Below are 26,797 nucleotides of genomic sequence, written 5' to 3' on the forward strand. Positions count from 1 at the left end.
GAACTTATTTGAACCGGTTATTCTGCGGAAAACCGTGCGGTGGCATACGGCCAACCTGGCCGCGCTTGCCGATCCACGGCGTCAGATCGGTTTCCGTCCGGGTCTTGCCGCCCTTCATTGACCAGCTCAGCCCCTCGGCAAGCGTAAAGCAGATGATATCGCTCAGGGTGGCGTCCTTGTATTTCTGGATAATAGCCCCCCGGCCCCGGTTCATTTCCGCCATATCAGACAGCGGGAAGATCAGGAGCTTGCGATTGCGGCCGATCACCGCCACCGTATCCTGGTCTTTATCGACCTGGATGACACTGTGCGGTTTGTTCTTGCCGTCTTCCACATTGAGTATCTGCTTGCCGTTTTTAGTGCTGGCTACAACATTGTCCGCATCTGTCATGAAACCGCGCCCGGCATGGGTGGCAAGGATAAGACGGGTGCCCGCCTTAAAGGGAAGCACTGAGACGATTTCCTCGTCATTGCCAAGATCAATCATCAGACGCACCGGCTCGCCATGACCGCGCCCGCCGGGCAGTTTATCCCCGCCCAGGGTATAGAAACGGCCGTTACTGGCGAAGAGCAGGATCTTGTCGGTGGTATAGGCGTGAAAACCGAATTTGGCCTTGTCGCCTTCCTTGTATTTGATGGTGTCATCCACCGCCACATGGCCCTTCATGGCCCGGATCCAGCCTTTTTCGGAACAGATCACCGTGATTGGCTCTTTTTCGATCATGGCCTCGATGGGAATGATTTCCGCCGTCGGGGCATCGGCAAATGTGGTGCGGCGCTTGCCAAGTTCTGTCTTGTTGCCAAAGCGCGCCTTGATTCCCCGGACCCCGTCAGAAATAGCGTTCCATTGTTTTTCCTCGCTGGCCAGAAGCTCCTGAAGTTCCTTCTGTTCCGCTTCAAGTTCCGCATATTCGCGGCGGATTTCCATTTCCTCCAGCTTGCGCAGGCTGCGCAGGCGCATATTGAGGATGGCTTCCGCCTGGACTTCGGTCAGCTCGAAGGTGCGCATCAGATCCTTCTTGGGTTCGTCCTCCTCGCGAATGATGCGAATGACTTCATCCAGATTGAGGTAAGCAACCAGATAGCCGCCGAGGATCTCCAGCCGGTGTTCGATCTTGCCGAGCCGGTAATTAGACCCCCTGATCAGAACCTCAAGCCGGTGATCGAGGAAACATTGCAGCACTTCCCGCAGGTTCATCACTCGCGGCGACGTGCCCTTGTCCAGCACATTCATATTGAGGGGAAAACGGGTTTCCAGGTCGGTCAGCCGATACAGGCTTTCCATCAGGATTTCCGGCTCCACGGTGCGGCTTTTGGGCTCCAGCACAATGCGGATGTCATCGGAACTTTCGTCCCGCACGTCAGCCAGTATGGGAAGCCTTTTTTCGTATATCAGGTCTGCGATCTTTTCGATCAGCTTGGATTTCTGGACCTGATAGGGAATTTCGGTGACAACGATATGGTAGGATCCACGACTGCCTTCCTCCACTTCCCAGCGGGCGCGCAGGCGGAAACCGCCACGACCGGTCTCGTAAGCCTGGACAATATTTTCCCCCGGCTCGACGACAATACCCCCAGTCGGAAAATCAGGACCCGGTATGAAGTCCACCAGTTTGCGAATCGAGGCATTGGGAAATTTGATCAGATGCAACAATGCGTCACAAAGTTCGGACACGTTGTGCGGCGGCACACTGGTCGCCATACCGACGGCGATACCCGCCGCCCCGTTGGCCAGAAGATTGGGGAAATTGGCCGGCATGACCACCGGTTCCTCTTCCTCCCCGTCATAGGTTTCCCGGAAATCAACAGTATCCTCGTCCAGCCCTTCCATCAGGGCAACGGCAACCTCTGTCAGGCGGGCTTCGGTATATCGCATGGCTGCGGCATTATCGCCGTCGATATTGCCGAAGTTACCCTGGCCATCGACCATGGGATAACGCACGGCAAATTCCTGGGACATGCGGACCATCGCGTCATAGACCGACTGGTCGCCGTGCGGGTGGTATTTACCGATCACATCGCCGACCACACGGGCGCATTTCTTGAAGCCGGTTTCCGGGTTCAGTTTCAGCAGCCGCATGGCATAAAGCAGGCGGCGATGCACGGGCTTGAGACCGTCGCGCACGTCCGGCAATGACCGGGACATGATGGTTGACAGGGCATAGGACAAATAACGCTCACCCAGGGTATCACCGAGCGGCGCGTCAAGGATATTATCTTCGGGTTGAATACTCATAGGCAGACTATATCAATTATTTTTCCGGGTGCCAGAAGTTGTTGCGACCTTGTTTATTTTTTCCCGGCTTACGCCTCCGAAGTCAGGGAAACATTAAATATGCCTTTCTTACGCATGTTGTCTCCATGTTCCTTGAATATGGTACCCAGAAGCGGGACTTTGCTAGATTCCCGGACAAGCAGTTCAGCTTCATGAAGGATCTGCTCCTCGTCAATGTCACCAATGTCCTCCCTGATCTCCTCCAGCAAAGCGCTGCGTCCTGAATGATCCTTATTCACATGCCAGAGCGACACAACCTGCTTCAGACTCAAATTGCCAATAGCCCGGTCGCTAAAGGGATAATCAACAGGAAAGTCCTGATGAAGCCGGTACATTTCAAGCCTTTCGAGAAGTGTCGTGCATCGCATCCACAGATAAACGGCTTTGAACATCAACATCTTCTGGAAATCTGTCCTCACCCTTTCATCCGCCTTCACACTTAGCGAGAGACGCCAGAAGGTGCGGATTTCGATATCAATGTTGCGGAACCGGACATGCATGCGCATAATCTCGGCCATCAGATTTTTCGGTAAAATGCTGATCTGCTCGTTCTTGATGGTGATCGGAACATCGGAGAGATAATAAAGCTTCTCTATCTGATATTTCTCCAGAAGCCTTGAACCGTCAACAGCGTCTTTGAGAACCTTGAGATTCGCTATCGTATGTTCCCGGAAATTATTGATTTCCGCCAGGACAATGTCGGCAATGTCCCGTTTTTTCTTGCGACGTTCGTAGGTATCCCAGAGAATTTTGCCGAGAGCGGCCAGAATAGCCGTCGAAAGCCCTACAAAGATAACGTTATCCGCCCCATAATTAAGAAAACAGAAGACGGCCACCACGATAACGATAGAAAAGGCAACAACCATATAAAGCTGCATGGAAAAACCCCTTTTTTCCGGTCAAGTTTACCTTTTTCGGACCGCTGTATCAATCTCCGAATTTTACAGAATATGATCCATCAGCATCTGCCGGGCCTGGGGAATTTTGCGGCTGTGCGGGGTCAGCATATGACGTTCCAGAAAGAACTCGGTCAGATGCAAACCGTCGCGGACCTCTTCGGCCGTGACTTCCTGTCCGTTCCCCAAAAGAAAAGCAGGCAGCGGCAGCATTTTGTCACTATAGGGTCGACCGGCGGCACGGGACACCGCCCGGCCTGATTTGGGGGAGACATAAACAAGGTCCTCGGTCACCCCGGTTGCGGCACAACAGCTGAGATCGAGACCGAATCCCAGTTCGCCCAGAAGTCCCAGCTCCCAGCGCACCAGCAGCGGTCCCCAGTCGGTGACCTTCCCATCGCCTTCTTCCACCACATCCAGAAGGGCGATCAGGCCGTCGAGCAACGGTGCATGTTCCTCACGCTCCGGCAGGCAGGCGCTGAGCAGAGCCGTCACCGCATTAAGCACGGCCAGCTTGCCGGCATGATGCAGGAACACCGCCGAGCGGGATTGTTTCAGTTCGACCTGATAGGTGCCGAGATGGCTTTCCAGCCGTCCCCGCCAGTGCAGATCCACCTCATTGCCCGGCTGTAAATTACCGCGCTGTCGCCGGCCCATTCCGCCCTTGACCAGTCCGCCGTGCCTGCCGTGGGCACGGGTCAGCACCTCGATAATGGCGTCGAATTCGCCATGCTTCCTGAGCGATAAAATAATGCCTTCGTCCCGCCAGTCCATTCAGGGTCCTTTTTGTTTCACTTCATCAATATCTTCTTCCGGGATGCTTGCCAAGGCTCTTGGCAGTACAAACCAGTATGATATGATCCGGCAACATTTAACGGAGGCCATTCATGTCCCAATATCCCAGTAACAGCCATTATCCCATCGTTCCGCCGACCACCAACTTCCGGGCGATGGAGGAGAATGGCCCCCAGATCATGGCCCGGGGCAAGGGCATCTACCAGTGGGACAAGGCGGGCAAGCAGTATCTGGAAGGCATGGCCGGCCTCTGGTGCACGTCCCTCGGCTATGGTAACGAGGAAATCGCCGAGACCGCCGCCGAGGCCATGCGGACCATGGGATTCGCCCATATGTTTTCCGGCCGCAGTCATGAAGCCGGTATCAGGCTCGCAGAAAAACTGACAGAGATGTTGCCGATGGAGGACAGCCGGATCTTTTTCGGTGTCTCCGGATCCGACGCCAATGACACCCAGATCAAGCTGATGCGCTATTATTTCAACGCCATCGGCAAACCGGAAAAGAAAAAAATCATCAGCCGTCACCTGGCCTATCACGGCGTGACCCTGGCCAGCGGCAGCCTGACCGGCATTCCCGTAAACCATGCCCTGTTTGATTTACCGCTCCCCGGTTTTCTGCATACGGAATGCCCCTTTTACTACCGGGACAGTATGGACGGGGAAAGTGAGACGGATTATGCAGACCGGGTGCTGGTTTACCTGGAGAAAATGATCCAGACCGAGGGACCGGACACCATTGCCGCCTTTATCGCCGAGCCGATCATGGGCGCCGGCGGGGTGATCCTGCCGCCCGAGGGATATTTCCCCAAACTGCGGGCATTGCTGGATAAATATGACATCTTCCTGATTGATGACGAGGTGATCTGTGGTTTCGGCCGCACCGGCAATGCCTTCGGCTGCGAGACCTTCGGCTTCCGGCCCGACACCATGAGCATGGCCAAGGCCCTGACCAGCGCCTATATGCCGCTGTCTGCCGTCGCCATCCCGGAAAGCATGTATCAGGCCATGGTTGATCCCTGCGCCGAACAGGGCGCCTTCGGTCACGGTTTTACCTACAGCGGCCACCCGGTCAGCGCCGCCGTGGCCCTGAAAGTTCTGGAAATTTACGAGCGGGAAAATGTCTTCGCACATGCAGCAAAAATGGGGGCCTACCTGCAGCAAAAACTGCAGCATTTTTCCGATCACCCACTGGTTGGCAACGTGCGCGGTACCGGCCTTATTGCCGGTGTTCACCTGATGAAGGACAAGGAAACCCGAACTCCGTTCAAACCGGGAATCGCCGGACCTACCGTTATTGCCGCCTGCTTCGAGAACGGCCTGGTCCTGCGTAACCTGGGTGACGTTATCGCCATATGTCCACCGCTGGTCATCACCGAGCCGGAAATTGACGAACTTGTCGACAAACTTGGCAAGAGCCTGGATAGCGCGCAGGAAAAAACAGGCCTGAAAGGCTAACTGGTGGCGGGCTATTCCGTCGCCAGACTGCCCTGTTCTTCCACAGATATTTCGTGCAGGTAGAGCCTAGCCTTGCCGATCGACATTTTGAATTCGGAATAGACCGGCACCATCACCGGGACGCCCTCGACATGTCCGAACCATATTTTCAGGGGGTCCGGTTTTTTCTTTTTCTCAGCCCGGCGCTTTTCCCGCTTTTCCAGGAATTTCTTCCGTTCCTTTTCATCCTTGGGCAGCATATCCCCGGCCAGCAATTTGGTCCTGAACTCGCAAAGCGTGGCCTCCCCGGCGAAGACGGAGCGTGACGTTTTCTTGCGCAGCTCGGTCCGTGGACAGTGATGCAGATAATCGATCAGGAAAAAACCGCCGAAAACCGGCTGATGCGTCCATTCCGTCTCTTCCCCTCCCAAAACCGGAGCGGTACCTCCGTTAATCAGGAGTCCGGCCAGATAGCTGAGCGGATCGGGAGCTGTCTTTTGCTCCTCCGGCACCGGGAAATATTCAAAGTCGTCATCCCCGCTCATGTCCTGATCATGGCCGGTAACCATGCCGGTCCCTTGATCATAGGTCATGCGATTAAGATATGTCTCATCGTCCCAGTATCCCCGGCTTTCATAGAGCATGGGGACAAGCTGCCTCTGGCCGTTGATGGAACCGATGCTCAGCGAAGTATTTTCCGCCTTGCTGAACAGCCGGGCGATGCCCTTGGTATGATAATAGCTTTTGACACCATAGGAACCGGGGGTCAGACGAAGCTGGGTATCCATATCCAACAACACAAAACCGGCAAAATAGATCTTATATCTGGCCTTGATCAGAATGGTATTGTCTGCGGCAGCCACCGGGCCGCCGCACAACATCAGAACACACAGAAAAAGGAAAATCCGCATATATTTGCCTGTTTGCCGAAATGATTATCCTAGTCCATGGAGGCAAGACGATCCAGCGCCGCCTGCATTTTCTCGGCCTGGATTTCGCCGTCGGCCAGTTGCTGTTTTGCTTCAACCACCACATTCTCCGGCGCCTTGGCAAGGAAACCCTGGTTGTTCAGGCGTCCCCGGATGCCGCCGAGTTCCTTGAGGAGCTTGTCGAGGTTTTTCTGCAGGCGGGCTTTTTCCGCCGCAATATCAATCACTCCGGCCAACGGCAGGAAGACAGTGGCCTCGCCGATCACCACCTGAACTGCTCCCTTGGGCGCTGCGCCGTCATGACGGGAGATATTCTGCAGGCGGGCCAGACGGGCAATCACGTCACCATGAATATCCAGCGCCTTAAGCAATGTTTCATTGGCGCCACTGATCAACATGTCGATTTTGGCACCGGCCGGCACGTTCATCTCCGCCCGGGCGGTACGGATATCGGAAATCAACCGGATCGCCCAGTTCATTTCCTCGCTTGCCGCATCGTCAATCAGGCTCGAAGACAGTTCCGGCCAGGAAGACATGATCAACTGGCTGTCCCGATTGTCGCTCAGGGACTGCCACAACTCTTCGGTCACAAAGGGTTTGAACGGATGCAACAGCTTGAGGATCTGGTCGATGACCCAGGCCGTACAGCGGCGGCATTCATCAGCCGCAGCCTGGTCTTCGCCCTGGAAGATCGGCTTGACCAGCTCGATATACCAGTCACAGAAGGTGCCCCAGGTAAAATGATAAATGGCGGATGCCGCCTCATTATAGCGGTAGCTTTCCAGTGATTTTGTGACCTGTTCCGCCGCCTTTACAACTTCGCTGACGATCCATTTATTGACTGTCTGGCTGGCCGTTGCCGGATCGAACTCTCCCTTGCCGAAACAGTCATTCATTTCACAGAAACGGGCGGCATTCCACAGCTTGGTGCCAAAATTCCGGTAGCCCTCGACCCTTTTCTCGGACATTTTGATGTCGCGGCCCTGGGCTTCCATAGCCGCCAGGGTAAAGCGCAGGGCGTCGGCGCCAAATTTGTCGACAAGCTCGAGCGGATCAATGACATTGCCCTTCGATTTAGACATCTTGGCGCCCTGCTCGTCCCGCACCAGGGCATGAACATAGACCGTGTGGAACGGCACCTCTGGCTTGCCGTCCTCATCTTTCATGAAATGCAGGCCGTCCATCATCATCCGGGCAACCCAGAAGAAGATAATGTCGAAACCGGTAACCAGAACATCGGTCTTGTAATGGCGTTTCAGAAACGGATCGTCCTCGTCCGGCCAGCCAAGCGTGCCGAACGGCCACAGGGCGGAGGAAAACCAGGTGTCGAGCACGTCCGGATCACGGGTCAGCTCAACCGTCTTGCCGTAATGTTTTTCCGCAGCCGCCTGGGCTTCTTCTTCATTATTGGCAACAAATATTTCCTGATCCGGTCCATACCAGGCCGGGATCTGATGGCCCCACCAGAGCTGGCGGGAAATACACCAGGGTTCGATGTTGCGCATCCATTCGAAATAGGTTTTTTCCCAGTTCTTGGGTACAAATTTTGTCCGCCCATCCTCGACCGCGGCAATCGGTTCCTTGGCCATTTCAGCCGCATTGACATACCACTGGTCTGTCAGCCAGGGTTCGATCACGACACCGCTGCGGTCACCATAAGGCACCATATGGACGGTGTCCTCGACTTTTTCCAGCAGGCCGAGCGCGTCCATGTCCGCAACAATCAGCTTGCGGGCGTCGAAACGGTCCAGGCCGCGGTATTTTTCAGGCGCATTGTCGTTGATCCGGGCCAGGTCATCAAAGATATTGATTTCCTCCAGGTCGTGGCGCTTGCCAACGGCGTTATCGTCAAAGTCATGGGCCGGGGTGATTTTCACCGCACCGGAGCCTTTTTCCGGGTCCGCATGTTCGTCGGCAACCACAATCAACTTGCGGCCGACCAGAGGCAGGGTCAGGGTCTTGCCGATAAGGTCCTGGTAGCGCTCATCTTCCGGATGAACAGCAACGGCCACATCGCCCAGCATGGTTTCCGGCCGGGTTGTGGCGACCGTCAGATAACGCCCCTCTTCCCCGTCCACCGGATATTTGAAATGCCAGTAATGACCGTTGACTTCCTTCTGCTCCACTTCCAGATCGGAAATGGCGGTGCGCAGTTTCGGATCCCAGTTCACCAGGCGTTTGTCTTTGTAAATCAGGCCGGACTGGTACAGTTCGACAAAGACCTTGAGCACCGCATCATGGAAACCTTCATCCATGGTAAAGCGCTGGCGGCTCCAGTCGCAGGACTGCCCGAGGCGGCGCATCTGGTTAAAGATCATGCCACCGGATTCTTCTTTCCATTTCCAGACCCGCTCGATGAATTTCTCGCGGCCCAGATCATGGCGGGAAATACCCTCTGCATCCAGCTGGCGTTCGACAACCATCTGGGTGGCGATGCCGGCATGGTCCATGCCCGGCTGCCACAAGGCATCCTTGCCGCGCATACGCTCAAAACGGATCAGAATATCCTGCAGCGTATGGTTCAGGGCATGACCGATATGCAGGCTGCCTGTCACATTGGGCGGCGGCAGTACAATGGTATAGGGCTCGGCCTCGGGGCGCTGGCCGCCCTTAAAGGCGCCGCTGTCTTCCCAGGCATCGTAAATTCTTTTTTCAGCTGTTGAAAAATCAAAGGTTTTTTCCAGCATATCCGGTCTTTCGTCTTTAAAATCGTCAAATCATTCAAAATATTGCGGCCGGAAAAAAAAGAGAAGAGCCTCCCGGGACCCTTCTGCATTTTTTTTGACCGCGGCTAAATTAGTCGGTCTTTTGTTAAAAATCCACCCTCAGGGTTTCTTGGTCCTGGCCAGCCGCGCGATTTCCTTGGCCACCATTCGCTCCACAATGGGGGGCAAATTCTGGTCAAGCCAGTTTCTCAGCATCGGTTTCAACAGCTCCCGGACAAGATCCTCAAGGGTATTGCCTGATCCTTCATACCCGGTTGTCAAAAGAGCTGACAACTGGCTGAACTGATCCATGGCAATGGACGACGCACCTTCGGACATCAGCACATCCACCCCTTCGGCAGGGTCTACATCGTCAATATCAAGTCCCGATGCAGCAACCGGCTCCGGTTCCGGCTCAGGTTCAAATTCTGCCTCAAAATCCACTTCCGGCTCAGGCTCGTCATCGATCTCAAGCTCAAGGTCTTCGCCTTCGTCTTCCACAAGTTCGGTAAGTTCCAGAACTTCTTCTTCCGGCTCGGGCTCGGGCTCGGGTTCGGGTTCCGGCTCAGCTTCCATTTCCGGTTCGGGCTCAGCTTCAGGTTCCGGCGCAGCTGCCTCTGCTTCCGGTTTCTCCTCTTCCTCGTCCTCCGAAATAATCCGGCGAATCGAAGCGAGGATTTCCTCCATACTTGGTTCTTCTTGGCCGTCCGTTTCGCTCATCTTTTTATGTTCTCACTTGATTTCGGAGCTATCCGGTGCTCCCCATTTTTCCGCGTCAGGATGTTTGTTATCTCTTTAACAGTACACCTTTATTGAATTATGGCCGATTATCAAGGTTTTTTCACCCTTCTTTATATAAAAAACTGCCGACAAGCCTCTCAGGCTGCCGACAGCATTTCATTCGGTTTATGGCAGACCGAGTAGTTTACTCGCTATCGATGCCAAATCCATAGATCTTGTCATCTACCTTATCTGTATTTTTGCTGGCATCGTAATAGGACGCTTCCAGCTGCAGGTCCTGTGCTGTCAGCTTGCCCATTGCCAGCAGCAGACGATAGGCCGCAACAACCTGATCCCTATGCGAACGAACATTCTCAACCCGGGACTGCAGAAGTTCCTGTTCCGCATCCAGAACATCCAGGGTGGTGCGGGAGCCGACCTCTGCTTCCTGACGAACACCGTCCAGGGCAATTTCGTTGGCTTCGACCTGGGACTGGGTTGAGCCAATCCGTGCGGTCGCCTCACGATAACCTTCCCAGGCATTCTGGACATTTTCCCTGACCTGACGCTCGGCTGCAATAACTTCAAGACGTCGCTGGCTTTCCAGCTGCTTGGCCTGACGGATACGGGAAGACTGGGCCCCACTCTGATACAGCGGCACAGTCATGCGGGCCACCACTTCCTTCGAGGTTACATTTGTCGTTACCGTACTGGCATCCCAGGATTTATTGTAACTTGCTTCCAGTGAAACCGTCGGGCTCAGTCCGCCATACTGGCTGTTGACATTATAACGGGCGGCTTCCTCCACATATTTGGCTGAATTCAGCGTGGGAGAATAGCGCAAGGCAATGTCCAGAGCCGCCTCTTCAGAAGCCGGCAGCGGAGGAAGGGCGTCGATGTCTTCCAGTGTTCCAGGCGCACCGCCGACCACCCGGATAAAGGCGGAACGGCTGGCTGTGAGATTGGCTTCTGCCTGGATGCGCTCGGTGATGGCGCCGGACAGGCGGGCCTTGGACTGGGCCACGTCGGTACGGGTGATTTCACCAACCCGGAAACGATCCTCGCTGGCTTCTAGCTGGCGTTGCAGCACCATGACGTTGTTTTTGGTCAGTTCAAGGACCACTTCGTCACGCTTGACATCAACATAGGCTGATACTGCATCCAGAAGAACCGACTGTTCGGTATCAAGCAGATTCTGGCGGGCCGCCTCGACCTGCTTGCGGGCCTGTTTGGTATTATTGACGGTCTGAAACCCGGTAAAGATATTCTGCTGAAGCGTGACGCTTGCCCTTTTGGGATATACCGAACCGCTCGCTCCAAAGAGGCTGTCGGTCTGGGTATCCTGATAACTGACTGACCCGTTCGCCGTTATGCTGGGCAACCAGCCGGACCTGGCCTGATTGATATTTTCGTCAGTCGCCCGAAGCGACGCCCGCTGGGCTTCCAGTGTAGGATTTCCCATATAGGCCTGGGCCAGAACTTCATTCAGATTTTCCGCGTAGGCCGGAACAGAACCCAACAAACAGGTCAGGGCAGACACTGCAACTCCACATAACGTTTTCTTCATTTTTTCTTTCCCTGGTGTATGGGGACTGCTGTCCCCTTTCCCAACAAGTAATGTATCGCCCCTCACTACCCGAAAATTATTGATAAATTGTTGTGTTCCTTAAAAATACCCCCGGAACAGACAATTAAAAGCTGAATTCTTCTTTCCTGGCGAATGCTGCCAGCGGCGGTATTGCGGCATCAAACAGGGTCCGCACCCCGCGCACCTTGTCCTTATACGTGACAAGTGAGGCTTTTCCAACGCCGCGATCATTCAATACACAAACCAGCCTGCCGTTTTCTGACAGCTGCTCAAGAAGGGTTTGAGGCACGTCATCCACCATACCATTAATAAAAATAAGATCGTAAGGTCCCTGTTTGGCAAGACCGGCGGTAATATCCCCCTTAACCACGGCAACATTGTCACAGGCTTCCTCGGCCAGAACCGCGGTTCCGGTCTCGACAAGACCGTCATCCTCTTCCAGGGCAACAACAGCTTCGGCCAGACGTGCAAGAACTGCCGATGAATAACCGGTGCCACAGGCGATATCCAGCACCAGGTCTGTCGGCTTGATGTGAGCTTCGCTCAACAGGCGCCCGAAAACCATGGGTTCCATCAGATAACGTCCCTCGGCGACCCGGATATCTTCATCCACATAGGCAACACCGGCAAAGGCTTTCGGGACAAATTTTTCACGATTCACGGAAGCAATTGCCTCGATCACATTTTCATCATTTATGTTATTGGGACGAAGCTGGCCCTCGATCATACTGCTTCTGGCCTGGGATGCATTAGTCATATGGACGTTCCTAAGGTTATATGGCCTGATGTGATCCGGCCTAATGTTATCGGAATGGTTTGATGCCTATATATAGTTTAAGGACGCACTTGACAATATTCTCTCGACAAGAGAACCAATCTTGTCGACAAGTTTCATTATTTCACCCTTAAACAGATAAAAACAGGAAAAAATCCCCAGGCTGGATAAAACAGTTCAGTTTAAAAAGCTCTTGCTTTTAGCGAACAATGGAAATAAAAGTCGTCACACCTTGGTGCGGTGGCGGAGTGGCTACGCAGCGGATTGCAAATCCGTGTACACCGGTTCAAATCCGGTCCGCACCTCCATTTCCCTCCCATATAGACTTCCGACCCGGCCCGGGCCCTCAGGCAACAGACAGCATGACCTGCTCGGCAGACGTATATTCCCTGTCATCGCGGGTGGTCGTGGCCGAGTTATAGAATTTCTTGATCATTTTACAGCCGTCCGTCCCGTTTTCACGAATTTTCAGGAAAACATCGTAACCGACTGACGGCCGCTCCCACAACAGCATGTTCCAGTCGGTATTTTTCTGAGCAAAGCGAATAATCATTTTGAGGGCGCGCATGGGAAATTCCAGGGCACCTTTCAGCAGGGCATCGCCTTCATCGGTCACCTGGACGACCGTGAAAAACATATAGGGGATCCCTCCCGCTATCTGATCGGCCGTCACCGGGGCATCATAAACCCGCATGATTCCAATCTTCCTGTCCAGCCACTCGATCTGTACATAGTCCGCGTCTGATGACATAAAATTCATTCTCAGAAAATACCTTTTAAATTGCTCCGCTCCACACCCTGGTTCAGTCACAGGTATGGGACAAAAATGACCGAAATATGTTCGGAAAATTATTTTTTTGATATACAACTACTCAGGCAAAACCTCCGGAAAACTAGGCATTTCTCAGCACTTCAGTCAATGATAATGGAACAGAAAAAATAACTTCATTATATAGGCTTTAAATACAGGCACTTATGGTTAATAAATGATATACAATCCGGATCCGACCAGCTGCTTGCCTTCCAGGGAACAGTAGACTCGGGTTCGACTCCCCTTCTCCCGGGGGACTCCAATCATTCCCGATTCTGATTGCATTTTTTTGAATTTTTCTATTGGCAGAGCTTTTTTCTGTATGTATAAGGTGCGCGTCGGCTCAGTCGGCACTTTCGATGATCCCCGATAGCTCAGTTGGTAGAGCAGTAGACTGTTAATCTATTTGTCGCAGGTTCGAGTCCTGCTCGGGGAGCCAATACCAAAAGGGTCCGCCTGATATCAGGCCGGGCCCTTTTTGCTGCCTGAACTCACCTCTGGACCCGGTCCCCCAATATGATATAGTGCGCTCCCAAAAGGGGATTTCAAATGGATAATGTGATCAGTTTTGCCAAAGCGAAGAAAAAACTCGCACGCACCGCAAAAGAAAAGCAGGCGGAGGAAAATCGCGTCAAATTCGGCCGCACCAGGGGCGAGAAGGAATCTTCGCGCAAGACCACTGAACTCCAGAACAAACAACTCGACCAGAAACAGCTCGGCAGTGACGAAGAAGAATAAGTACCAGCCTCCTTTTGTCCCAAAATGGGAAAATGTGTCAGTTTTTTTACATATACAGCCTGCGATTGTGACCCAAAACAACTTATTTCCTTATTTTTCAATAAGTTTGAAATGTGGCACAAATTTTGCACTCAATCAGGAGGTTATCTCTATAATATTTTAGGCAATTCTGAGTGAGAGGGAAAATGAAAAAAATACTTTTAGCAACTTTGCTTATGGCGTCTTCTGCCATTGCAACAACATCTGAAGCCGGCGTTATTGATATCTCGGATGTCACCATCAAAGGGCAACAGTTCAGAGCCTTTCAGGATAACACAACCGGGTACACCTGGCTTGACTTGGACAATTTCTGGAATGACTCCTGGACTTACAACAGCCTGGTAAGTTTTTTTGCCGGTACAGACTATAAACTTGCCAACCAGATTGAAATTGACGGTCTTCACCTTTCAGTGCCGGCCAATCCGGCAACAGCCGTTTCAGAATTCATCATCATGGGCGGAAACTATACCGGTCAGACAGCCTCCCCCGTCAACCGCGACCTGGTTTGGGGTATATACGACCCCCTGGATAACGGGTCGATTTACGCATCATTCCATTACGGAGATGTTACATTCTGGTCTGACTATTACCTCGGCCAAGACGCAAATGATCCCTTCTACGATAATAATGCTGCAAACCGAGACCTCGGCGCCTGGGTTGTCAATACAGCAACTGTTCTTGACGTTGACGTACCGGAACCGGCAACGATTGGCCTGCTGGGGCTTGGCCTCATTGGCTTCGGCGCCATGGCAAGACGCCGCCGTTCCTGATCAGATTTCAGGTTACTCAAGCAAGATAAGAGGCGGCTCCTGCGGGCCGCCTCTGTGCATCTCACAACAGTAGCGGCTGAACACCCTCTATTCCTCCCCCTCGTAATAGTCCGGCAGGAATTCCTTTACTGCCGGTGACGTAGTCGCCCATGCATGACAGGTGTTGAGCACCGGCGGGCGCTGCTTCGGCCTGCTAAGATCTACACCCGCCTCTTCCGCCTTTTTCATCAGCCCCGGCGTCATGGTCTGCATGGCGGCCGTACCCAGCGGGTACAATAATTCGGTGATATGCGTGCAGCCTTCAACACCGCCTACCCGTTCCCGAATCTGCTTGCGCCAGCCGGCCCCGACCCTGACGCCGATCAGCTTTTTATAGGATGAAACAATGGCCGGACACATTTCAAACGGGCTGTTGTCGGTTACCGCCTCAATTTCCTGAATGACATACTTGTCATCCAGGGTCAGCCTGATCCACATTTCATGCACCGGATCGCCCGCCTCGATCTCGCCGCGCCATTGATTGCCGAAGGCATAGGTTTTCTGGTCGGTCATATGTCCTTCGATATCCCAGAGACCGTCTTCCCGTTCATAACCGGTATAGGTAATGGTTCTGGTATGCAGATGTTTACGGGGTACTGGTGAGGAGAGCGGCATTTATAGTCCTTGATATTGCTGTTTGGTCTATTATCTCAGGTGTTTTCAAACCGGTCAAACAAAGGTTCACCTTGCGGGCGCATGGCAGTTATGCGGAATCTTTCTGGCCCTTGAAGCGGTTTTGGGTTATGTGAAGCCCATTATAAGGAGAATGATACCGATGCCCGAGTCCATTCCGGAACCGAAAAAAGCTGTCGTCCTGCTCAGCGGCGGCCTGGATTCTTCCACCTGCGTAGCCATCGCCCAGAGCGAAGGTTACGAGGTCTATGGCCTCAGCTTCAGCTACGGCCAGCGGCATACCATCGAGCTCGACGCCGCGAAGCGAATTGCTGACAGGATGGGCATCAAAAAACATGTGATTGCCAATATTGATATCGGCGCCTTTGGCGGCTCTGCCCTGACTGATGATATTCCCGTGCCCAAGGACCGCAGTCATGAAGACATGAGTACCGATATTCCGGTCACTTACGTGCCGGCCCGCAATACGATTTTCCTCTCCTATGCGTTGGGCTGGGCCGAGGTACTGGGGGCCAATGATATTTTCATCGGCGTCAACGCCCTGGATTACAGCGGCTATCCCGACTGCCGGCCGGAATTCATCAAGGCCTATGAAGTGATGGCCAATCTGGCGACCAAGGCCGGGACACAGGATCACAGGCATATGACCATCCATACGCCGCTTATTGACCTGACCAAGGCGGAAATTATCAAAAAAGGAGTGTCGCTGGGCGTGGATTACAGCCTGACCATAAGCTGCTATGATCCGGACAGCGAGGGGCGGTCCTGCGGCCATTGTGATGCCTGCCAGCTGCGCCTCAAGGGATTTGCCGAGGCCGGCACGACTGATCCCGTGCCTTATCAGGACTGAAACGCAACATGACCTATACCGTCAAGGAACTGTTTTATACTCTTCAGGGGGAAGGCGCACAGGCCGGACGGGCAGCCGTTTTCTGCCGTTTTGCCGGCTGCAACCTGTGGAGCGGACGGGAACAGGACCGGGCGACAGCCGAATGCACCTTCTGCGACACCGACTTTATCGGCACAGGCGGGCCCGGCGGCGGGAAATTCGCCACAGCCGACCATCTTGCGGCAACCGCCCGGGCGCTGTGGGACAGTGAAACCGATGGGTCCGGCATTCCCTATATTGTCTGCACCGGCGGGGAACCACTGCTGCAGCTGGATATCCCGCTGATTAACGCACTACATGAAAAGGGATTCGAAGTGGCCGTGGAAACCAACGGCACCCTGCCCGCGCCTGCGGAGCTGGACTGGGTTTGCGTCAGCCCGAAAAGACTTGATAAACTGGTACAGACCAGCGGCCACGAACTGAAACTGGTTTATCCTCAGCCGGACCTGCCGCCGGAAGATGTGGCCCATCTGGACTTTAAATACTTCTTCCTGCAGCCCATGGACGGCATTGGACCGGACGCGGAAAACATTCGGCTTGAAAATACAAAAAAATGTGTAGAGTACTGCCAAGCTCATCCGAAATGGCGCATCAGCCTGCAGACCCATAAAATTCTGGGTATTGCCTAGTTCAGACCTGTATTGAAATCAGGATTTATTCGACAAAATCTTGGCGACAACCAGAAGGGCTTCGCGGATTTCCTTCCAGTCATTATCGCCGAGGGCGTCCATAAATTCCTTCTGGGCAGTCATCCAGTAAGGCACCACATTGCGGATCGCATCAAGTCCTGCGTCCTCCAGAGTATAGGACGCATATCTTTTGCCACCGGAATACTGAACGGAAACATACCCCCTGTCCGCAAGGGTCTTGACCATTCGGGACATGGAGGATTTCTCCATCACCATGGAGTCCGCCAACTGGCTCAGGGTCATGGTCCCGTTATGGGCAAGCTCGAGAAGTATAACAACCTGGGTCGATCGGAGAGAACTTGGATCCAGAAGAGTATCAAAGCGTCTTGTAACCGCGCGTGAGGCTTTGCGCAGCCCGAGGCAGGCACAGGTTTCAAGGGCCTCTGCAATCAGGGCTTTTTCTTCAGTACTCGGATTCATACTACCAACCATTCTGTTGCTGACGATGTCCGACCTTTTTGAGTTGGGCATAATTATAGGTGTGACACTGCCAATTGGCCAAGCTTACCTTAACGTAAAGTCAACTTCAATCATTACCTGCATGTACGATCATTTTAACCCCTTCCGCGATAATTCGGGACATTCTGATCGGGAATCCAGACACCTGCCGGCGGCTCGCCGGTCTGGAAAAACACGTCAATGGGAATACCACCGCGGGGATACCAGTATCCGCCGATCCGAAGCCAGACCGGTTTCAGTTCCTTGACCAGCCGTTCGGCAATCCCGACCGTACAATCCTCATGAAAACCTGCATGGTTGCGAAAGGAATGCAGGTAAAGCTTCAGCGACTTGCTTTCCACAAGATAGTCCGCCGGCACATAGTCAATGACAAGATGGGCAAAATCCGGCTGTCCGGTGACCGGGCAGAGCGAGGTAAACTCGGGACAGGTAAAACGGACAAAATAGGGGGAATCCGGCCGCGGATTAGGTACCCTTTCCAGAATGGCCTCATCGGGATTTTCCGGAAGCTTCGAACTGCCGCCCAGATGGGAAAGGCCCTGATATATCTCTTTTGTCATTTCAACCGTCCTTTGATCGTCTGGCCAGCGGATGATTTCACCCGGATAAACACACATTGACTTATTACCCGCTTTTCCCTAAAGATCAAAGCCATGAAACATCATTGCCTGAAACGAATGTGTATTTCACGAATTATGAACCCGGTTTTCGCGTAAAACCGGGAAAAGCCGCTTGTGGCACCTTCAGAACTTCATGAAATCATTCGTTTACAGGAGAGCGCAAAATGACTCCGCGCCTGGATTATATCCACCATACCGTACATTTTTCCGTGACTGCACAAAATAACCCCGGGTCCCTGCCCCGGATATTATCTGTTTTTGAGAAGGCCAGCCTTTGCCCCGACCTCGTCAAATCCAGCAGCTTTACAGACGGGCAACTGGCTGTCGACATTTACACCCGGGGCCTTGAGGGGGCGCTTCAGGACCGGCTGGCAGCTAAACTGTCGTCGCTGGTGACGGTGTCACATGTGCGGACTGAAGTGATCCTGCGACCGGGCCGGACAAAACTTGCATCTTAACCCTTGCGACAGAAGGTGCCGGGGCCTATTTATAGGATAATCAGAAAAGAACAAGGTTTGACAATGGATATCCGAGACGGTTTTGTCGGGGTTATTGGGAATACTCCGATTATCAAATTGAGAAAAGCTTCCGAGGAAACCGGCTGCACCATTCTGGGCAAGGCCGAGTTTCTCAATCCGGGCGGCTCCATCAAGGATCGCGCAGCGCTCTATATCATCCGGGATGCCGAGAAGAAAGGCCTGCTGAAACCGGGCGGCACCATTGTTGAAGGCACGGCCGGCAATACCGGGATCGGTCTTGCGCTGGTCGGAAATGCGCTGGGCTACAAAACTGTCATTGTCATGCCGGAAACCCAGTCGCAGGAAAAAAAGGACATGCTTAAGCTGTGCGGCTGTGACCTCAGGCTCGTCCCGGCAGTGCCCTACAGGGATCCCAACAACTACGTGAAATATTCCGGTCGTCTGGCGGAAGAAATCGCCGCCGCCTCCCCCAACGGCGCCATCTGGGCCAACCAGTTCGACAATACCGCCAACCGGGACGCCCATCTGTATGGCACCGGGCCGGAAATCTGGAACCAGACCGACGGCACCGTGGATGCCTTTACCTGCGCGGTCGGCAGCGGCGGTACGCTTGGTGGTGTCTCCATGGCACTCAAGGAGCGCAACAAAAACATTAAAATTGTTTTGGCGGACCCGATGGGGGCGGCCCTGTTCAACTATTACAAACATGGTGAGCTGAAAGCGGAGGGTTCCTCCATCACCGAAGGCATCGGCCAGGGACGCATCACTGCCAACCTGGAAGGTATTGAAGTGGATGATGCCTGCCAGATTCCCGATGCCGAGGCTCTGGAAGTCATTTTTGACCTTCTGAAACATGAAGGTCTGTGCCTGGGTTCCTCCAGCGGCATCAATGTGGCGTCGGCCATCCGGCTGGCAAAGGAAATGGGGCCGGGGCATACCATTGCGACCGTTTTGTGCGATAATGGCACCCGCTATCAAAGCAAATTATTTAATCCTGAATTTCTGAAAGAAAAAGGACTCCCCTGCCCCGACTGGCTCTGAAGGGAAATACCGGCAAACTGACAAGGATACTGAAATGGTTGATGAGAAAAACGCTCTGGTGAGTACGGACTGGCTGATGCAGCATCTTGACGCACCGGATGTGCGCGTTGTCGACGCCTCCTGGCATCTGCCGTGGGCGAACCGGAACGGCCGGGCGGAATATGAAGAAGCCCATATTCCCGGCACCGTTTTTTTCGACCAGGACGATATCTGCGATACGGACTGCGACCTGCCCCATATGCTGCCAAGCCCCGAAAAAATGTCCAGCCGCATGCGCAAGCTCGGTCTTGGCGACGGCATGCGTATTGTGGTTTATGACAACAGCGACATCAGGTCCGCAGCCCGTGTCTGGTTTATGCTGAAGGCGTTCGGTCACCGGGACGTGGCCGTCCTTGACGGCGGTTTCCAGAAATGGCGGGCGGAAGGCAAACCCATAGAAGATATTCCGCCGGTTCCAGGCCCGCGGCATTTTACCGCCCGTTTTGACGCCACTGTAGTGCGCGAGCTGGACCAGATGTTCGGCAATCTGGAAAGCAAACGGGAACAAGTGGTTGATGCCCGCAGCGCCGCACGCTTCAATGCGGAATCCGAGGAACCGCGCCCGGGCATGAAATCCGGCCATATCCCCGGCAGCCTGAATCTGCCCTATGACCAGCTTTTCAACGAAGACGGCACCTATCGCAGCCCGGAACAGATCAGACAGATCTTTGAAGAAACAGGTGTGGACCTGCACAAGCCAATCATCACCACATGCGGGTCCGGCGGCACCGCTGCCGTTCTGTGCCTCGCCCTGTCGCTGATCGGGCATAACCAGTTTTCCCTTTACGACGGCTCCTGGAGCGAATGGGGATCACACCCCGATACACCGGTACATCCACAATAAGGACCAGAACAGCAATGAAGAAGGAAACAAAACTGGTCGAGGCCGGCCGCCGCAAACAATGGACCAGTGGCATCGTCAATCCACCAGTTTATCACGCCTCCACCGTCATTTTCGAGACGGTCGCCGATATGCGCGAAGCCGTCCGCAACCGGGGCAAGGCAACCCTCTATTACGGCCGGCGCGGCACCCCCACTCATTTTGCCTTTCAGGATGCCATGTGTGAACTGGAAGGCGGTGCCGGATGTGCGCTCTATCCCAGCGGTCTAGCCGCGGTATCAGGGGCCCTTCTGTCCTTTCTCGAAACCGGCGATCATATATTGATGGTTGACGGGGTTTACGAGCCGACCCGGACGCTGTGCGATGATTTCCTCAAGGGCATGGGTGTGGAAACCACCTATTACGATCCGATGATCGGGAGCGGTATCAGCGACCTGATACAGTCAAATACGAAAGTGGTTTTTGTGGAATCTCCCTGCTCCCTGACCATGGAAGTACAGGATATCCCGGCCATCGCCAAAGCCGCCCACGCGCGGGGCGCCATTGTCCTGATGGATAACACCTGGGGCACGCCGCTCAATTTCAAACCTTTTGATCACGGCGTGGATGTCTCCATCCATGCGGCAACGAAATATATTGTCGGCCACTCCGACGCCATGCTGGGCACCGCCACCGCCAATGAAAAATGCTGGGATCAGCTCAGGGAAAAGAGCATTCAACTTGGCTACTGTGCCGCCCCCGATGATGTCTACCTCGGCCTGCGCGGCCTGCGCACCATGGGACTGCGCCTGAAACAGCATGAAGAAAATGCACTTGAGGTCGCCCTCTGGCTCAAGGGCCGCCCGGAAGTGGACCATGTCCGCCACCCGGCTTTTGAAAACTGCCCGGGCCATGAAGTGTGGAAGCGGGATTTTCTCGGCAGTTGCGGGCTGTTTTCCTTCGTCATGACCGACGGTTACCGCGAAAGTGACCTCACTCCCATGCTGGACAATATGGAGCTATTCAAGATGGGCTTCAGCTGGGGCGGATACGAGAGCCTGATCCTGCCGGCCCACGGACTGGACAAAAGCAGGACTACGGTCAAATGGCAGGCGCCGGGACCGCTTGTACGGCTTCATGTGGGGCTGGAAAATCCCGAAGACCTGATTGCCGATCTGGAAAAAGGTTTTGCCCGGATAGGCAAATAGGACGCAGGCCTCAGGCGGCTTTCAGACAGAAAAACCGGGACAGGACAAAAACCGTTGTCGCCGAGAGCACAATGGCCGGACCGGTCGGCACGTCCCAGTTTGAAGAGACAAATACCCCGCTGATCACCGACAATACGCCGATGACAACAGCCAATCCGATCATGACCCCCGGCGTGCGGGCCAGGTTACGCGCCCCGGCCGCTGGAATGATCATCAGCGCCGTCACCAGCAGGACACCGGTCACCTTCAGGGACAGGGCTACAAGAGTGGCGATCATCAGCATATAAATTATTTTGGTTCTGGTCACGGCAATGCCTTCGATCCGGGCAAGATCCTCATGCACGGTGACCGACAACAGGCTTTTCCAGATCAGCGCCATCACCACAAGCACGCCGAGGCACATAGCGGAAAGCTGGTATATATCCCTTGTATGAATGGCGAGGATATCACCGATCAGATAGAACATCATGTTCTGGCGGATATTTTCCTGCAGGGCGATCATGATCAGGCCGATGGACAGGGCGCTGTGGGCCAGAATGCCGAGCAGTGTGTCGGAGGACAGGCTGCGGTCCCGCTGCAGCACCAGCAGGAACAGGGCCACCATCGCGCAGACAAGGATCATGATAACCGGGCTTGTGGTGCCGAAGGCAAAACCAAGCGCCACCCCCATCAAGGCCGAATGGGCAATGGTGTCGCCGAAATAGGCCATGCGCCGCCAGACCAGAAAGCAGCCAAGCGGGCCGGCCGCTATCGCAACCAGAATACCCGCCCCCAGCGCATAAAGGATAAAACTGTCAATCATGATCGCACCCCTTGCCGTGGTGGGGGCCGGGCACGATATTGCCCTGAGCGTCGTGATGATGATCATGATGGTGGGTATACATGGTGATATTTTCCGCACCAGTCGTAAACAGGGCATGATAATCTGGATTCTCGCGTACCGATTCCGGGGCGCCCTGGCAGCAGATATGCTGGTTCAGGCAGATTACCCGGTCGGTTGCAGACATGACCATATGCAGGTCGTGGGAGATCATCAACACGCTGCACTTCCGTTCATCCCGGGTTTTCCTGATCAGCCGGTAGATTTCCTCCTGGCCGGCGATATCAATGCCCTGCACCGGCTCATCCAGCACCAGAAGGTCGGGGCGGCCAAGCAGCGCCCGGCCCATGAGGAGGCGCTGCATTTCGCCGCCGGACAACATCTGTACCGGGCTCTTGCGGAACCGGGTGAGCCTGACCACCTCGAGAATTTCATCGACCTCCCCGCCGGTAACGCCGGGACGCAACTGCAGAAAATCCTCCACCAGCAACGGCAGGGTTTCATCAATGGAAAGCTTCTGCGGCATATAGCCGATCACCAGACCCTTTTTGCGCATAACCCGGCCCTTGTCAGGTGCCGTCAGCCCGAGGGCAATTTTCATCAGGGTGCTTTTGCCGGCGCCGTTGGGACCGATCAGGGTGACAATTTCCTGTTCTCCAACCATCAGGCTGACATCCTGCAGCACGGTCCGGCCGCCAAAGGATTTGTAAATCTCTTTAAGCTCAAGGAGGGTATTATTCTGGGTGGTCATATTGGTTCCCGGCTACCTGCAATTTTCGCAGAGCCCCATGATTTCAAGCATACTGTGTTCACAGCTGTAACCGTTGTCTTCGGCCACCTTGGCAATCTTGCTGTGAAGGGATTTGTCATTGACTTCTTTCACGGTCCGGCACTGGCGACAGATCAGGAAATGCCCCTGGTGCTGATGGGCCGGGTCCGGGCAGCCGATAAAGGCATTCAGGGATTCCAGCCGGTGCACAAGCCCTTCCTCAATCAGGAAATCCAGCGCCCGGTAAACGGTCGGCGGCGCCACACGCTTTTTGCCTTCCTTGCTCAGAAGATCCAGAAGCTCGTAGGCGGTCACCGGCTTGTGGCCGCGCCAGACAAGTTCCAGCACACTGCGGCGCAAGGGTGTGAAGCGGGTTTCCCGCTGGTCACAGATATCCCGCGCCGTCTGCAGGGCCTCTTCAATACATTTTTCATGGTCGTGTTGATGGGCGGCTTGAGTCATATTATGATGGTTCTTGTATTGTTATGGCATAACATTTAGGTAATAGTGGCCTGATACGCAATCAATTTCAAGCCCTCACCATGGAATTGAAATTAAATAACTCAGAACCGGTAACTGATCATGACTTTTCCCTTCTCCGTTAACATCATCGAGAAGGCCCTTACGGCCATCACCTTCAACGACGCCGGCCTTGTACCGGCCATCGCCCAGCAGCATGACAGCGGCGAAGTGCTGATGATGGCCTGGATGAACCGGGAGGCGGTTAGCGAAACACTGACCACCGGACGGGTCTGTTATTACTCCCGGTCGCGAAAAGGATTGTGGCGCAAGGGAGAAAGTTCCGGCCAGGTGCAGACATTGAAAAATTTCCGCATCGACTGCGACGGCGATACGCTGTTGTTGCTGGTCGACCAGAAAGGTGTCGCCTGCCACACCGGACGGCGGAATTGTTTCTATACGGAAGTCACGCCCGACGGGCTCGAGATCATCGCCGAGGTGGAAAAATCACCGGAGGAGCTTTATGGCTCCTCCGACTAATATCTCTTAGCTTTCCAGCTGGTCGCCCAGCGGCAGTTTGCGGATGCGTTTGCCGGTGGCGGCAAAGATCGCATTGCACAGCGCCGCGGTTACCGGCGGCACGCCAGGCTCGCCCACACCGCGCGGTTTGTCGCTGCTGTCGACCAGATGCACCGTGACCTCAGGCGCCATATCCATGCGGGTCAGCAGATAATCATGGAAGTTGCTCTGCTGCACTTCCCCGCTCTCGGTGGTGATTTCCGAATAAAGCGCATGGGACAGGGCGAAGATCACCGCCCCTTCCATTTGTGATTTGACCCGGTCCGGGTTGATGTAACGACCACAATCAACGGCGATGTCCACTTTCGGAATGGCAAGCTTGCCGTCCCTGACGGAGACCTCGACCGCCACACCGATATGGGTCAGGAAGCTGTAATGACAGGCAATCCCCAAGCCGTGGCCTTCGGGCATCTTGCGGCCCCAGCCGGCGCCGTCGGCGGCCAGTTTCAATACGTTTGTCAGGCGGGCGGTTTCGAATGGATAATCCGCACCGCTTTCGCCGTAATTGAATTTGGCCGGGAAATCATCCACCGGAACAGTCCGGTCCGGCGACAGATAATCGAGCAGGAAATCCTTCGGGTCCTGCCCTGCCGCATGGGCGACCTCATCAAGGAAAGAGCCGATGGCAAAACCGTGATGGATATTGGCCACAGAACGCAGCCAGCCAATCCGCAGGTTGGTTTTTGCCTTGCCGGCGGTCATCCGTATATTGGGAAAATCATAAGGCAGGTCCACCTGCCCCATGCCCATTTCCATGGGAGACGGCTGGTCGGCGACCGGATTGAAAATCGACATTATGGTCGGGAACACCGTATTGTGATTCCAGGCGGTGACTTTACCTTCCTTGTCCAGGCCCGCTTTCATATGCTGGGCGCTGATGGCATGGTAATAGTCATGACGGATATCGTCTTCCCGGGTCCAGACCACTTTGACCGGTTTGCCGGTCTGTTTCGACAGCCATGCGGCCTCGGCACAGAAATCGGCCTTGGACTTGCGACCGAAGGCGCCGCCGAGCAGGGTCACATGCACCGTGACCTTTGACCGGTCTGGCGCCGGCTGACCCTTGTCATTGGTTTTGAAATAACCGAGCGTAGCCGCCACCACATCCTGAACTGACTGGGGATCCTGGACACAGGCCCAGAGTTCCGCACTGTCGGCGGAAACATTTGCCAGAGCCGCCGGCGGCTCCATCGGCACATGGGCATAATAGGGCATCTGGTAACTTGCCTCGACAACCCGGTCTGCCTCGGACAGCGCCTTGTCCACATCGCCGTCATGACGACCGGTGAAGCTACCCGGCATTTTTGCGGTTTCCAGCATTTCCTTGTGCAACAGGGCACTGTCGTTGTCGCCGTGGCCGCCGTTATCCCATTCGATTTCCAGCGCCTCGCGCCCCTTCATGGCGGCCCAGGTGCTGCTGGCCAGCACCGCCACACCGCCAATTATATTGAACATGGTCGGCACCTGGACACCCGGCATTTCAACCACCTTGACCACACCTTTCACCTTGAGGGCGGCAGAAGCATCAAAACTTTTGACCTTGCCGCCCTGTACCGGCGGACGGGCGATCAGGGCATAGAGCATGCCGTCGATCTTCATATCCTGGCCGTACATGGCCTTGCCGGTCACCATGTCGGGCAAATCGACGATTTTTACCGGTTTGCCGATATAGGTGAAATCCTTTTCCGACTTGAAGGTCAGTTCGTCTGTGGACGGCACCGGATCATTGGCCGCAAGCGTTGCCGCCGCACCAAAATCCATCTGTTTCTTGCCGTGGCTGAGTTTATGGCCGGCCACTTTGACTGCGGCGGCATCAACGCCCCACTCACGGGCCGCGGCGCGCTGCATCATCAGGCGGGCCATGGCCCCCATTTCACGCATCTTGACATAAAACCAGCGCACCGAACGGGAACCGTCGGTATTCTGGTCGCCGAGCCGTTCGTCGCCATCGGCCTGGATGACCTTCACCCGGGTCCAGTCGGCGCCCAGCTCATCTGCCACAATCTGCGGCAGGCCGGTCTTGCTTCCCTGCCCCATTTCGGAGCGATGGGCGGTGATCAGGACACTGCCGTCCGGTTGAATGACCACAAACAGATTCGGCGACAGGGATTTTTCCTCACCTGCCATGGCCTGAATAATATTGAACCCGCCGCTGTGCGCCGCCAGCACCAGACTGCCGGCAGCAGTTCCTTTCAGAATGGAACGTCGTGTTATCTGGTTCATTTGGACGCCCCCCCTGCTGATTCTGCTGCTGACTTGATGGCCTTGCGGATGCGCTGATAGGTGCCGCAGCGGCACAGGTTGCCGTTCATGCCGTCGATGATTTCCTGCTCGCTGGGATCGGGATTTTCGGCAATAAGGGCCGCCGCCTGCATGATCTGGCCGGACTGGCAGTAACCGCACTGGGGCACATCATGTTCGGCCCAGGCTTTCTGCAGCGGATGGTCGCCGGTCTCGGACAGGCCCTCGATGGTGGTGATCTCCTCACCTTCCACATCGTCCATAAAGGTCAGGCAGCTGCGCACCGCCTCGCCGTTCACATGCACCGTGCAGGCCCCGCACTGGCCCACGCCACAGCTGTATTTTGTGCCGGTCAGGCCGGCCTCGTCCCTGAGATACCACAGAAGCGGCATTTCCCCGTCACCGTCAAAAGTGCGGGTCTCGCCATTCAGTTTAAATTTGGTCATTTTGCCCATCCAGTTTTAATATACCCATATGAGATACGTCTTAGCATAGCACCCGGTTTATTTGAACAGAAGAAAAGATAAAAAGTTTGTTGC

Annotated in this window: 27 protein-coding genes and 2 tRNA genes; 12 read left to right on the forward strand and 17 right to left on the reverse strand. The window is 54.6% G+C overall.

The window, feature by feature from the left end:
* Positions 1–4: 4 nt before the first annotated feature.
* The 3 genes from parC to recO all read right to left on the reverse strand — a co-directional run bounded on the left by parC (position 5) and on the right by recO (position 3,945).
* Entirely contained in the window at positions 5–2,236 is a 2,232-nt protein-coding gene (gene parC, locus ACORNT_RS14015; protein ID WP_321392081.1) for a DNA topoisomerase IV subunit A, read from the reverse strand.
* A 68-nt stretch (positions 2,237–2,304) separates the two neighbouring features.
* Positions 2,305–3,153, reverse strand: coding sequence for a hypothetical protein (locus tag ACORNT_RS14020; RefSeq protein ID WP_321392085.1), 849 nt, complete (start codon positions 3,151–3,153; stop codon positions 2,305–2,307).
* A 63-nt stretch (positions 3,154–3,216) separates the two neighbouring features.
* Positions 3,217–3,945 (reverse strand): DNA repair protein RecO, encoded by a 729-nt coding sequence (recO, locus tag ACORNT_RS14025; RefSeq protein ID WP_321392086.1) that lies wholly within the window; start codon positions 3,943–3,945, stop codon positions 3,217–3,219.
* Between the two features lie 113 nt (positions 3,946–4,058).
* Between recO and ACORNT_RS14030 the strand changes: the two genes are divergently transcribed.
* Positions 4,059–5,420 carry an aminotransferase gene (locus tag ACORNT_RS14030; protein ID WP_321392088.1) on the forward strand — a complete coding sequence of 454 codons (1,362 nt, stop codon included), beginning with the start codon at positions 4,059–4,061 and terminating at the stop codon, positions 5,418–5,420.
* An 11-nt stretch (positions 5,421–5,431) separates the two neighbouring features.
* Here the strand turns inward: ACORNT_RS14030 and ACORNT_RS14035 are convergent, their stop codons facing one another.
* From ACORNT_RS14035 to ACORNT_RS14055, 5 genes are all read right to left on the reverse strand, one after another.
* A complete protein-coding gene (locus ACORNT_RS14035) occupies positions 5,432–6,310 on the reverse strand; it encodes a hypothetical protein (RefSeq protein WP_321392089.1) in 879 nt (292 codons plus the stop codon).
* Between the two features lie 29 nt (positions 6,311–6,339).
* The gene (locus tag ACORNT_RS14040; protein WP_321392090.1) at positions 6,340–9,015 is read right to left on the reverse strand and encodes a valine--tRNA ligase; all 2,676 of its coding nucleotides are present in this window, start codon (positions 9,013–9,015) and stop codon (positions 6,340–6,342) included.
* A gap of 138 nt (positions 9,016–9,153) precedes the next feature.
* A complete protein-coding gene (locus ACORNT_RS14045) occupies positions 9,154–9,753 on the reverse strand; it encodes a DUF2497 domain-containing protein (RefSeq protein ID WP_321392094.1) in 600 nt (199 codons plus the stop codon).
* Positions 9,754–9,958: 205 nt separating this feature from the next.
* A complete protein-coding gene (locus ACORNT_RS14050) occupies positions 9,959–11,320 on the reverse strand; it encodes a TolC family outer membrane protein (RefSeq protein ID WP_321392095.1) in 1,362 nt (453 codons plus the stop codon).
* 124 nt (positions 11,321–11,444) lie between these two features.
* Entirely contained in the window at positions 11,445–12,098 is a 654-nt protein-coding gene (locus ACORNT_RS14055; RefSeq protein WP_321392098.1) for a protein-L-isoaspartate O-methyltransferase, read from the reverse strand.
* Between the two features lie 252 nt (positions 12,099–12,350).
* Here ACORNT_RS14055 and ACORNT_RS14060 point away from each other — a divergent pair.
* Positions 12,351–12,424, forward strand: a tRNA-Cys gene (locus tag ACORNT_RS14060).
* A 38-nt stretch (positions 12,425–12,462) separates the two neighbouring features.
* Here the strand turns inward: ACORNT_RS14060 and ACORNT_RS14065 are convergent.
* Positions 12,463–12,867 carry a hypothetical protein gene (locus ACORNT_RS14065; protein ID WP_321392100.1) on the reverse strand — a complete coding sequence of 135 codons (405 nt, stop codon included), beginning with the start codon at positions 12,865–12,867 and terminating at the stop codon, positions 12,463–12,465.
* A 423-nt stretch (positions 12,868–13,290) separates the two neighbouring features.
* Between ACORNT_RS14065 and ACORNT_RS14070 the strand changes: the two genes are divergently transcribed.
* From ACORNT_RS14070 to ACORNT_RS14080, 3 genes are all read left to right on the forward strand, one after another.
* Positions 13,291–13,366 (forward strand) — tRNA-Asn (locus ACORNT_RS14070).
* 110 nt (positions 13,367–13,476) lie between these two features.
* Positions 13,477–13,665, forward strand: coding sequence for a DUF4169 family protein (locus ACORNT_RS14075; protein WP_321392103.1), 189 nt, complete (start codon positions 13,477–13,479; stop codon positions 13,663–13,665).
* A gap of 185 nt (positions 13,666–13,850) precedes the next feature.
* On the forward strand, positions 13,851–14,474 hold the full coding sequence (locus ACORNT_RS14080; RefSeq protein ID WP_321392106.1) for a PEP-CTERM sorting domain-containing protein: 624 nt from the start codon (positions 13,851–13,853) through the stop codon (positions 14,472–14,474).
* Positions 14,475–14,561: 87 nt separating this feature from the next.
* Here the strand turns inward: ACORNT_RS14080 and ACORNT_RS14085 are convergent, their stop codons facing one another.
* Complete coding sequence (locus ACORNT_RS14085; protein ID WP_321392107.1) at positions 14,562–15,128, reverse strand: DUF2889 domain-containing protein; 567 nt, start codon at positions 15,126–15,128, stop codon at positions 14,562–14,564.
* A 160-nt stretch (positions 15,129–15,288) separates the two neighbouring features.
* Between ACORNT_RS14085 and queC the strand changes: the two genes are divergently transcribed.
* Together queC and queE are read left to right on the forward strand one after the other, a co-directional pair.
* Positions 15,289–15,996, forward strand: coding sequence for a 7-cyano-7-deazaguanine synthase QueC (gene queC / locus ACORNT_RS14090; RefSeq protein WP_321392109.1), 708 nt, complete (start codon positions 15,289–15,291; stop codon positions 15,994–15,996).
* Between the two features lie 8 nt (positions 15,997–16,004).
* Positions 16,005–16,664 (forward strand): 7-carboxy-7-deazaguanine synthase, encoded by a 660-nt coding sequence (gene queE, locus ACORNT_RS14095; protein ID WP_321392111.1) that lies wholly within the window; start codon positions 16,005–16,007, stop codon positions 16,662–16,664.
* 18 nt (positions 16,665–16,682) lie between these two features.
* Here the strand turns inward: queE and ACORNT_RS14100 are convergent, their stop codons facing one another.
* Together ACORNT_RS14100 and queF are read right to left on the reverse strand one after the other, a co-directional pair.
* Positions 16,683–17,144, reverse strand: coding sequence for a MarR family winged helix-turn-helix transcriptional regulator (locus tag ACORNT_RS14100; protein WP_321392113.1), 462 nt, complete (start codon positions 17,142–17,144; stop codon positions 16,683–16,685).
* A gap of 134 nt (positions 17,145–17,278) precedes the next feature.
* Positions 17,279–17,743: a preQ(1) synthase gene (gene queF, locus ACORNT_RS14105; RefSeq protein ID WP_321392116.1), complete on the reverse strand. Its 465-nt coding sequence runs from the start codon at positions 17,741–17,743 to the stop codon at positions 17,279–17,281.
* A 224-nt stretch (positions 17,744–17,967) separates the two neighbouring features.
* Between queF and ACORNT_RS14110 the strand changes: the two genes are divergently transcribed.
* The 4 genes from ACORNT_RS14110 (at position 17,968) to ACORNT_RS14125 (ending at position 21,390) form a co-directional block, all read left to right on the forward strand.
* A complete protein-coding gene (locus ACORNT_RS14110; RefSeq protein WP_321392118.1) occupies positions 17,968–18,261 on the forward strand; it encodes a hypothetical protein in 294 nt (97 codons plus the stop codon).
* A gap of 63 nt (positions 18,262–18,324) precedes the next feature.
* Positions 18,325–19,323, forward strand: coding sequence for a cysteine synthase A (locus tag ACORNT_RS14115; RefSeq protein ID WP_321398090.1), 999 nt, complete (start codon positions 18,325–18,327; stop codon positions 19,321–19,323).
* A 34-nt stretch (positions 19,324–19,357) separates the two neighbouring features.
* A complete protein-coding gene (gene sseA / locus ACORNT_RS14120; RefSeq protein ID WP_321392121.1) occupies positions 19,358–20,206 on the forward strand; it encodes a 3-mercaptopyruvate sulfurtransferase in 849 nt (282 codons plus the stop codon).
* 14 nt (positions 20,207–20,220) lie between these two features.
* Positions 20,221–21,390 (forward strand): cystathionine beta-lyase, encoded by a 1,170-nt coding sequence (locus ACORNT_RS14125; RefSeq protein ID WP_321392124.1) that lies wholly within the window; start codon positions 20,221–20,223, stop codon positions 21,388–21,390.
* 10 nt (positions 21,391–21,400) lie between these two features.
* On the opposite strand, the gene ACORNT_RS14130 is transcribed toward ACORNT_RS14125, so the two are convergent.
* The 3 genes from ACORNT_RS14130 to ACORNT_RS14140 are packed head-to-tail and all read right to left on the reverse strand — an operon-like array spanning position 21,401 to position 23,441.
* On the reverse strand, positions 21,401–22,192 hold the full coding sequence (locus ACORNT_RS14130; protein WP_321392126.1) for an iron chelate uptake ABC transporter family permease subunit: 792 nt from the start codon (positions 22,190–22,192) through the stop codon (positions 21,401–21,403).
* Entirely contained in the window at positions 22,185–22,961 is a 777-nt protein-coding gene (gene znuC / locus ACORNT_RS14135) for a zinc ABC transporter ATP-binding protein ZnuC (protein WP_321392129.1), read from the reverse strand. Before znuC ends, ACORNT_RS14130 begins: the two co-directional genes overlap by 8 nt.
* Positions 22,962–22,973: 12 nt before the next feature.
* A complete protein-coding gene (locus ACORNT_RS14140; protein WP_321392131.1) occupies positions 22,974–23,441 on the reverse strand; it encodes a Fur family transcriptional regulator in 468 nt (155 codons plus the stop codon).
* 120 nt (positions 23,442–23,561) lie between these two features.
* On the opposite strand from ACORNT_RS14140, the gene hisI reads away from it, so the two are divergent.
* Positions 23,562–23,978 (forward strand): phosphoribosyl-AMP cyclohydrolase, encoded by a 417-nt coding sequence (gene hisI / locus ACORNT_RS14145; RefSeq protein WP_321392134.1) that lies wholly within the window; start codon positions 23,562–23,564, stop codon positions 23,976–23,978.
* A 6-nt stretch (positions 23,979–23,984) separates the two neighbouring features.
* Here the strand turns inward: hisI and ACORNT_RS14150 are convergent, their stop codons facing one another.
* Both ACORNT_RS14150 and ACORNT_RS14155 read right to left on the reverse strand, forming a co-directional pair.
* Entirely contained in the window at positions 23,985–26,240 is a 2,256-nt protein-coding gene (locus tag ACORNT_RS14150) for a xanthine dehydrogenase family protein molybdopterin-binding subunit (RefSeq protein ID WP_321392136.1), read from the reverse strand.
* Positions 26,237–26,704, reverse strand: coding sequence for a (2Fe-2S)-binding protein (locus ACORNT_RS14155; protein ID WP_321392140.1), 468 nt, complete (start codon positions 26,702–26,704; stop codon positions 26,237–26,239). The genes ACORNT_RS14150 and ACORNT_RS14155 overlap by 4 nt, the downstream gene beginning before the upstream one ends.
* Between the last annotated feature and the right edge of the window lie 93 nt (positions 26,705–26,797).

The organism is Emcibacter sp., from assembly GCF_963675455.1.
In the GTDB taxonomy this organism is placed as follows: domain Bacteria; phylum Pseudomonadota; class Alphaproteobacteria; order Sphingomonadales; family Emcibacteraceae; genus Emcibacter.

Bases quoted from the DNA above. Each gene is read 5' to 3' on its own strand.
- znuC (WP_321392129.1), bottom strand. From the start codon at position 22,961: ATGACCACCCAGAATAATACCCTCCTTGAGCTTAAAGAGATTTACAAA.
- ACORNT_RS14100 (WP_321392113.1), bottom strand. From the start codon at position 17,144: ATGAATCCGAGTACTGAAGAAAAAGCCCTGATTGCAGAGGCCCTTGAA.
- ACORNT_RS14150 (WP_321392136.1), bottom strand. From the start codon at position 26,240: ATGAACCAGATAACACGACGTTCCATTCTGAAAGGAACTGCTGCCGGC.
- ACORNT_RS14065 (WP_321392100.1), bottom strand. From the start codon at position 12,867: ATGTCATCAGACGCGGACTATGTACAGATCGAGTGGCTGGACAGGAAG.
- ACORNT_RS14080 (WP_321392106.1), top strand. From the start codon at position 13,851: ATGAAAAAAATACTTTTAGCAACTTTGCTTATGGCGTCTTCTGCCATT.
- ACORNT_RS14075 (WP_321392103.1), top strand. From the start codon at position 13,477: ATGGATAATGTGATCAGTTTTGCCAAAGCGAAGAAAAAACTCGCACGC.
- hisI (WP_321392134.1), top strand. From the start codon at position 23,562: ATGACTTTTCCCTTCTCCGTTAACATCATCGAGAAGGCCCTTACGGCC.
- ACORNT_RS14055 (WP_321392098.1), bottom strand. From the start codon at position 12,098: ATGACTAATGCATCCCAGGCCAGAAGCAGTATGATCGAGGGCCAGCTT.
- ACORNT_RS14110 (WP_321392118.1), top strand. From the start codon at position 17,968: ATGACTCCGCGCCTGGATTATATCCACCATACCGTACATTTTTCCGTG.
- queE (WP_321392111.1), top strand. From the start codon at position 16,005: ATGACCTATACCGTCAAGGAACTGTTTTATACTCTTCAGGGGGAAGGC.
- parC (WP_321392081.1), bottom strand. From the start codon at position 2,236: ATGAGTATTCAACCCGAAGATAATATCCTTGACGCGCCGCTCGGTGAT.
- sseA (WP_321392121.1), top strand. From the start codon at position 19,358: ATGGTTGATGAGAAAAACGCTCTGGTGAGTACGGACTGGCTGATGCAG.
- ACORNT_RS14125 (WP_321392124.1), top strand. From the start codon at position 20,221: ATGAAGAAGGAAACAAAACTGGTCGAGGCCGGCCGCCGCAAACAATGG.
- queC (WP_321392109.1), top strand. From the start codon at position 15,289: ATGCCCGAGTCCATTCCGGAACCGAAAAAAGCTGTCGTCCTGCTCAGC.
- recO (WP_321392086.1), bottom strand. From the start codon at position 3,945: ATGGACTGGCGGGACGAAGGCATTATTTTATCGCTCAGGAAGCATGGC.
- ACORNT_RS14130 (WP_321392126.1), bottom strand. From the start codon at position 22,192: ATGATTGACAGTTTTATCCTTTATGCGCTGGGGGCGGGTATTCTGGTT.
- ACORNT_RS14040 (WP_321392090.1), bottom strand. From the start codon at position 9,015: ATGCTGGAAAAAACCTTTGATTTTTCAACAGCTGAAAAAAGAATTTAC.
- ACORNT_RS14085 (WP_321392107.1), bottom strand. From the start codon at position 15,128: ATGCCGCTCTCCTCACCAGTACCCCGTAAACATCTGCATACCAGAACC.
- ACORNT_RS14155 (WP_321392140.1), bottom strand. From the start codon at position 26,704: ATGACCAAATTTAAACTGAATGGCGAGACCCGCACTTTTGACGGTGAC.
- ACORNT_RS14020 (WP_321392085.1), bottom strand. From the start codon at position 3,153: ATGCAGCTTTATATGGTTGTTGCCTTTTCTATCGTTATCGTGGTGGCC.
- ACORNT_RS14035 (WP_321392089.1), bottom strand. From the start codon at position 6,310: ATGCGGATTTTCCTTTTTCTGTGTGTTCTGATGTTGTGCGGCGGCCCG.
- queF (WP_321392116.1), bottom strand. From the start codon at position 17,743: ATGACAAAAGAGATATATCAGGGCCTTTCCCATCTGGGCGGCAGTTCG.
- ACORNT_RS14030 (WP_321392088.1), top strand. From the start codon at position 4,059: ATGTCCCAATATCCCAGTAACAGCCATTATCCCATCGTTCCGCCGACC.
- ACORNT_RS14050 (WP_321392095.1), bottom strand. From the start codon at position 11,320: ATGAAGAAAACGTTATGTGGAGTTGCAGTGTCTGCCCTGACCTGTTTG.
- ACORNT_RS14115 (WP_321398090.1), top strand. From the start codon at position 18,325: ATGGATATCCGAGACGGTTTTGTCGGGGTTATTGGGAATACTCCGATT.
- ACORNT_RS14045 (WP_321392094.1), bottom strand. From the start codon at position 9,753: ATGAGCGAAACGGACGGCCAAGAAGAACCAAGTATGGAGGAAATCCTC.
- ACORNT_RS14140 (WP_321392131.1), bottom strand. From the start codon at position 23,441: ATGACTCAAGCCGCCCATCAACACGACCATGAAAAATGTATTGAAGAG.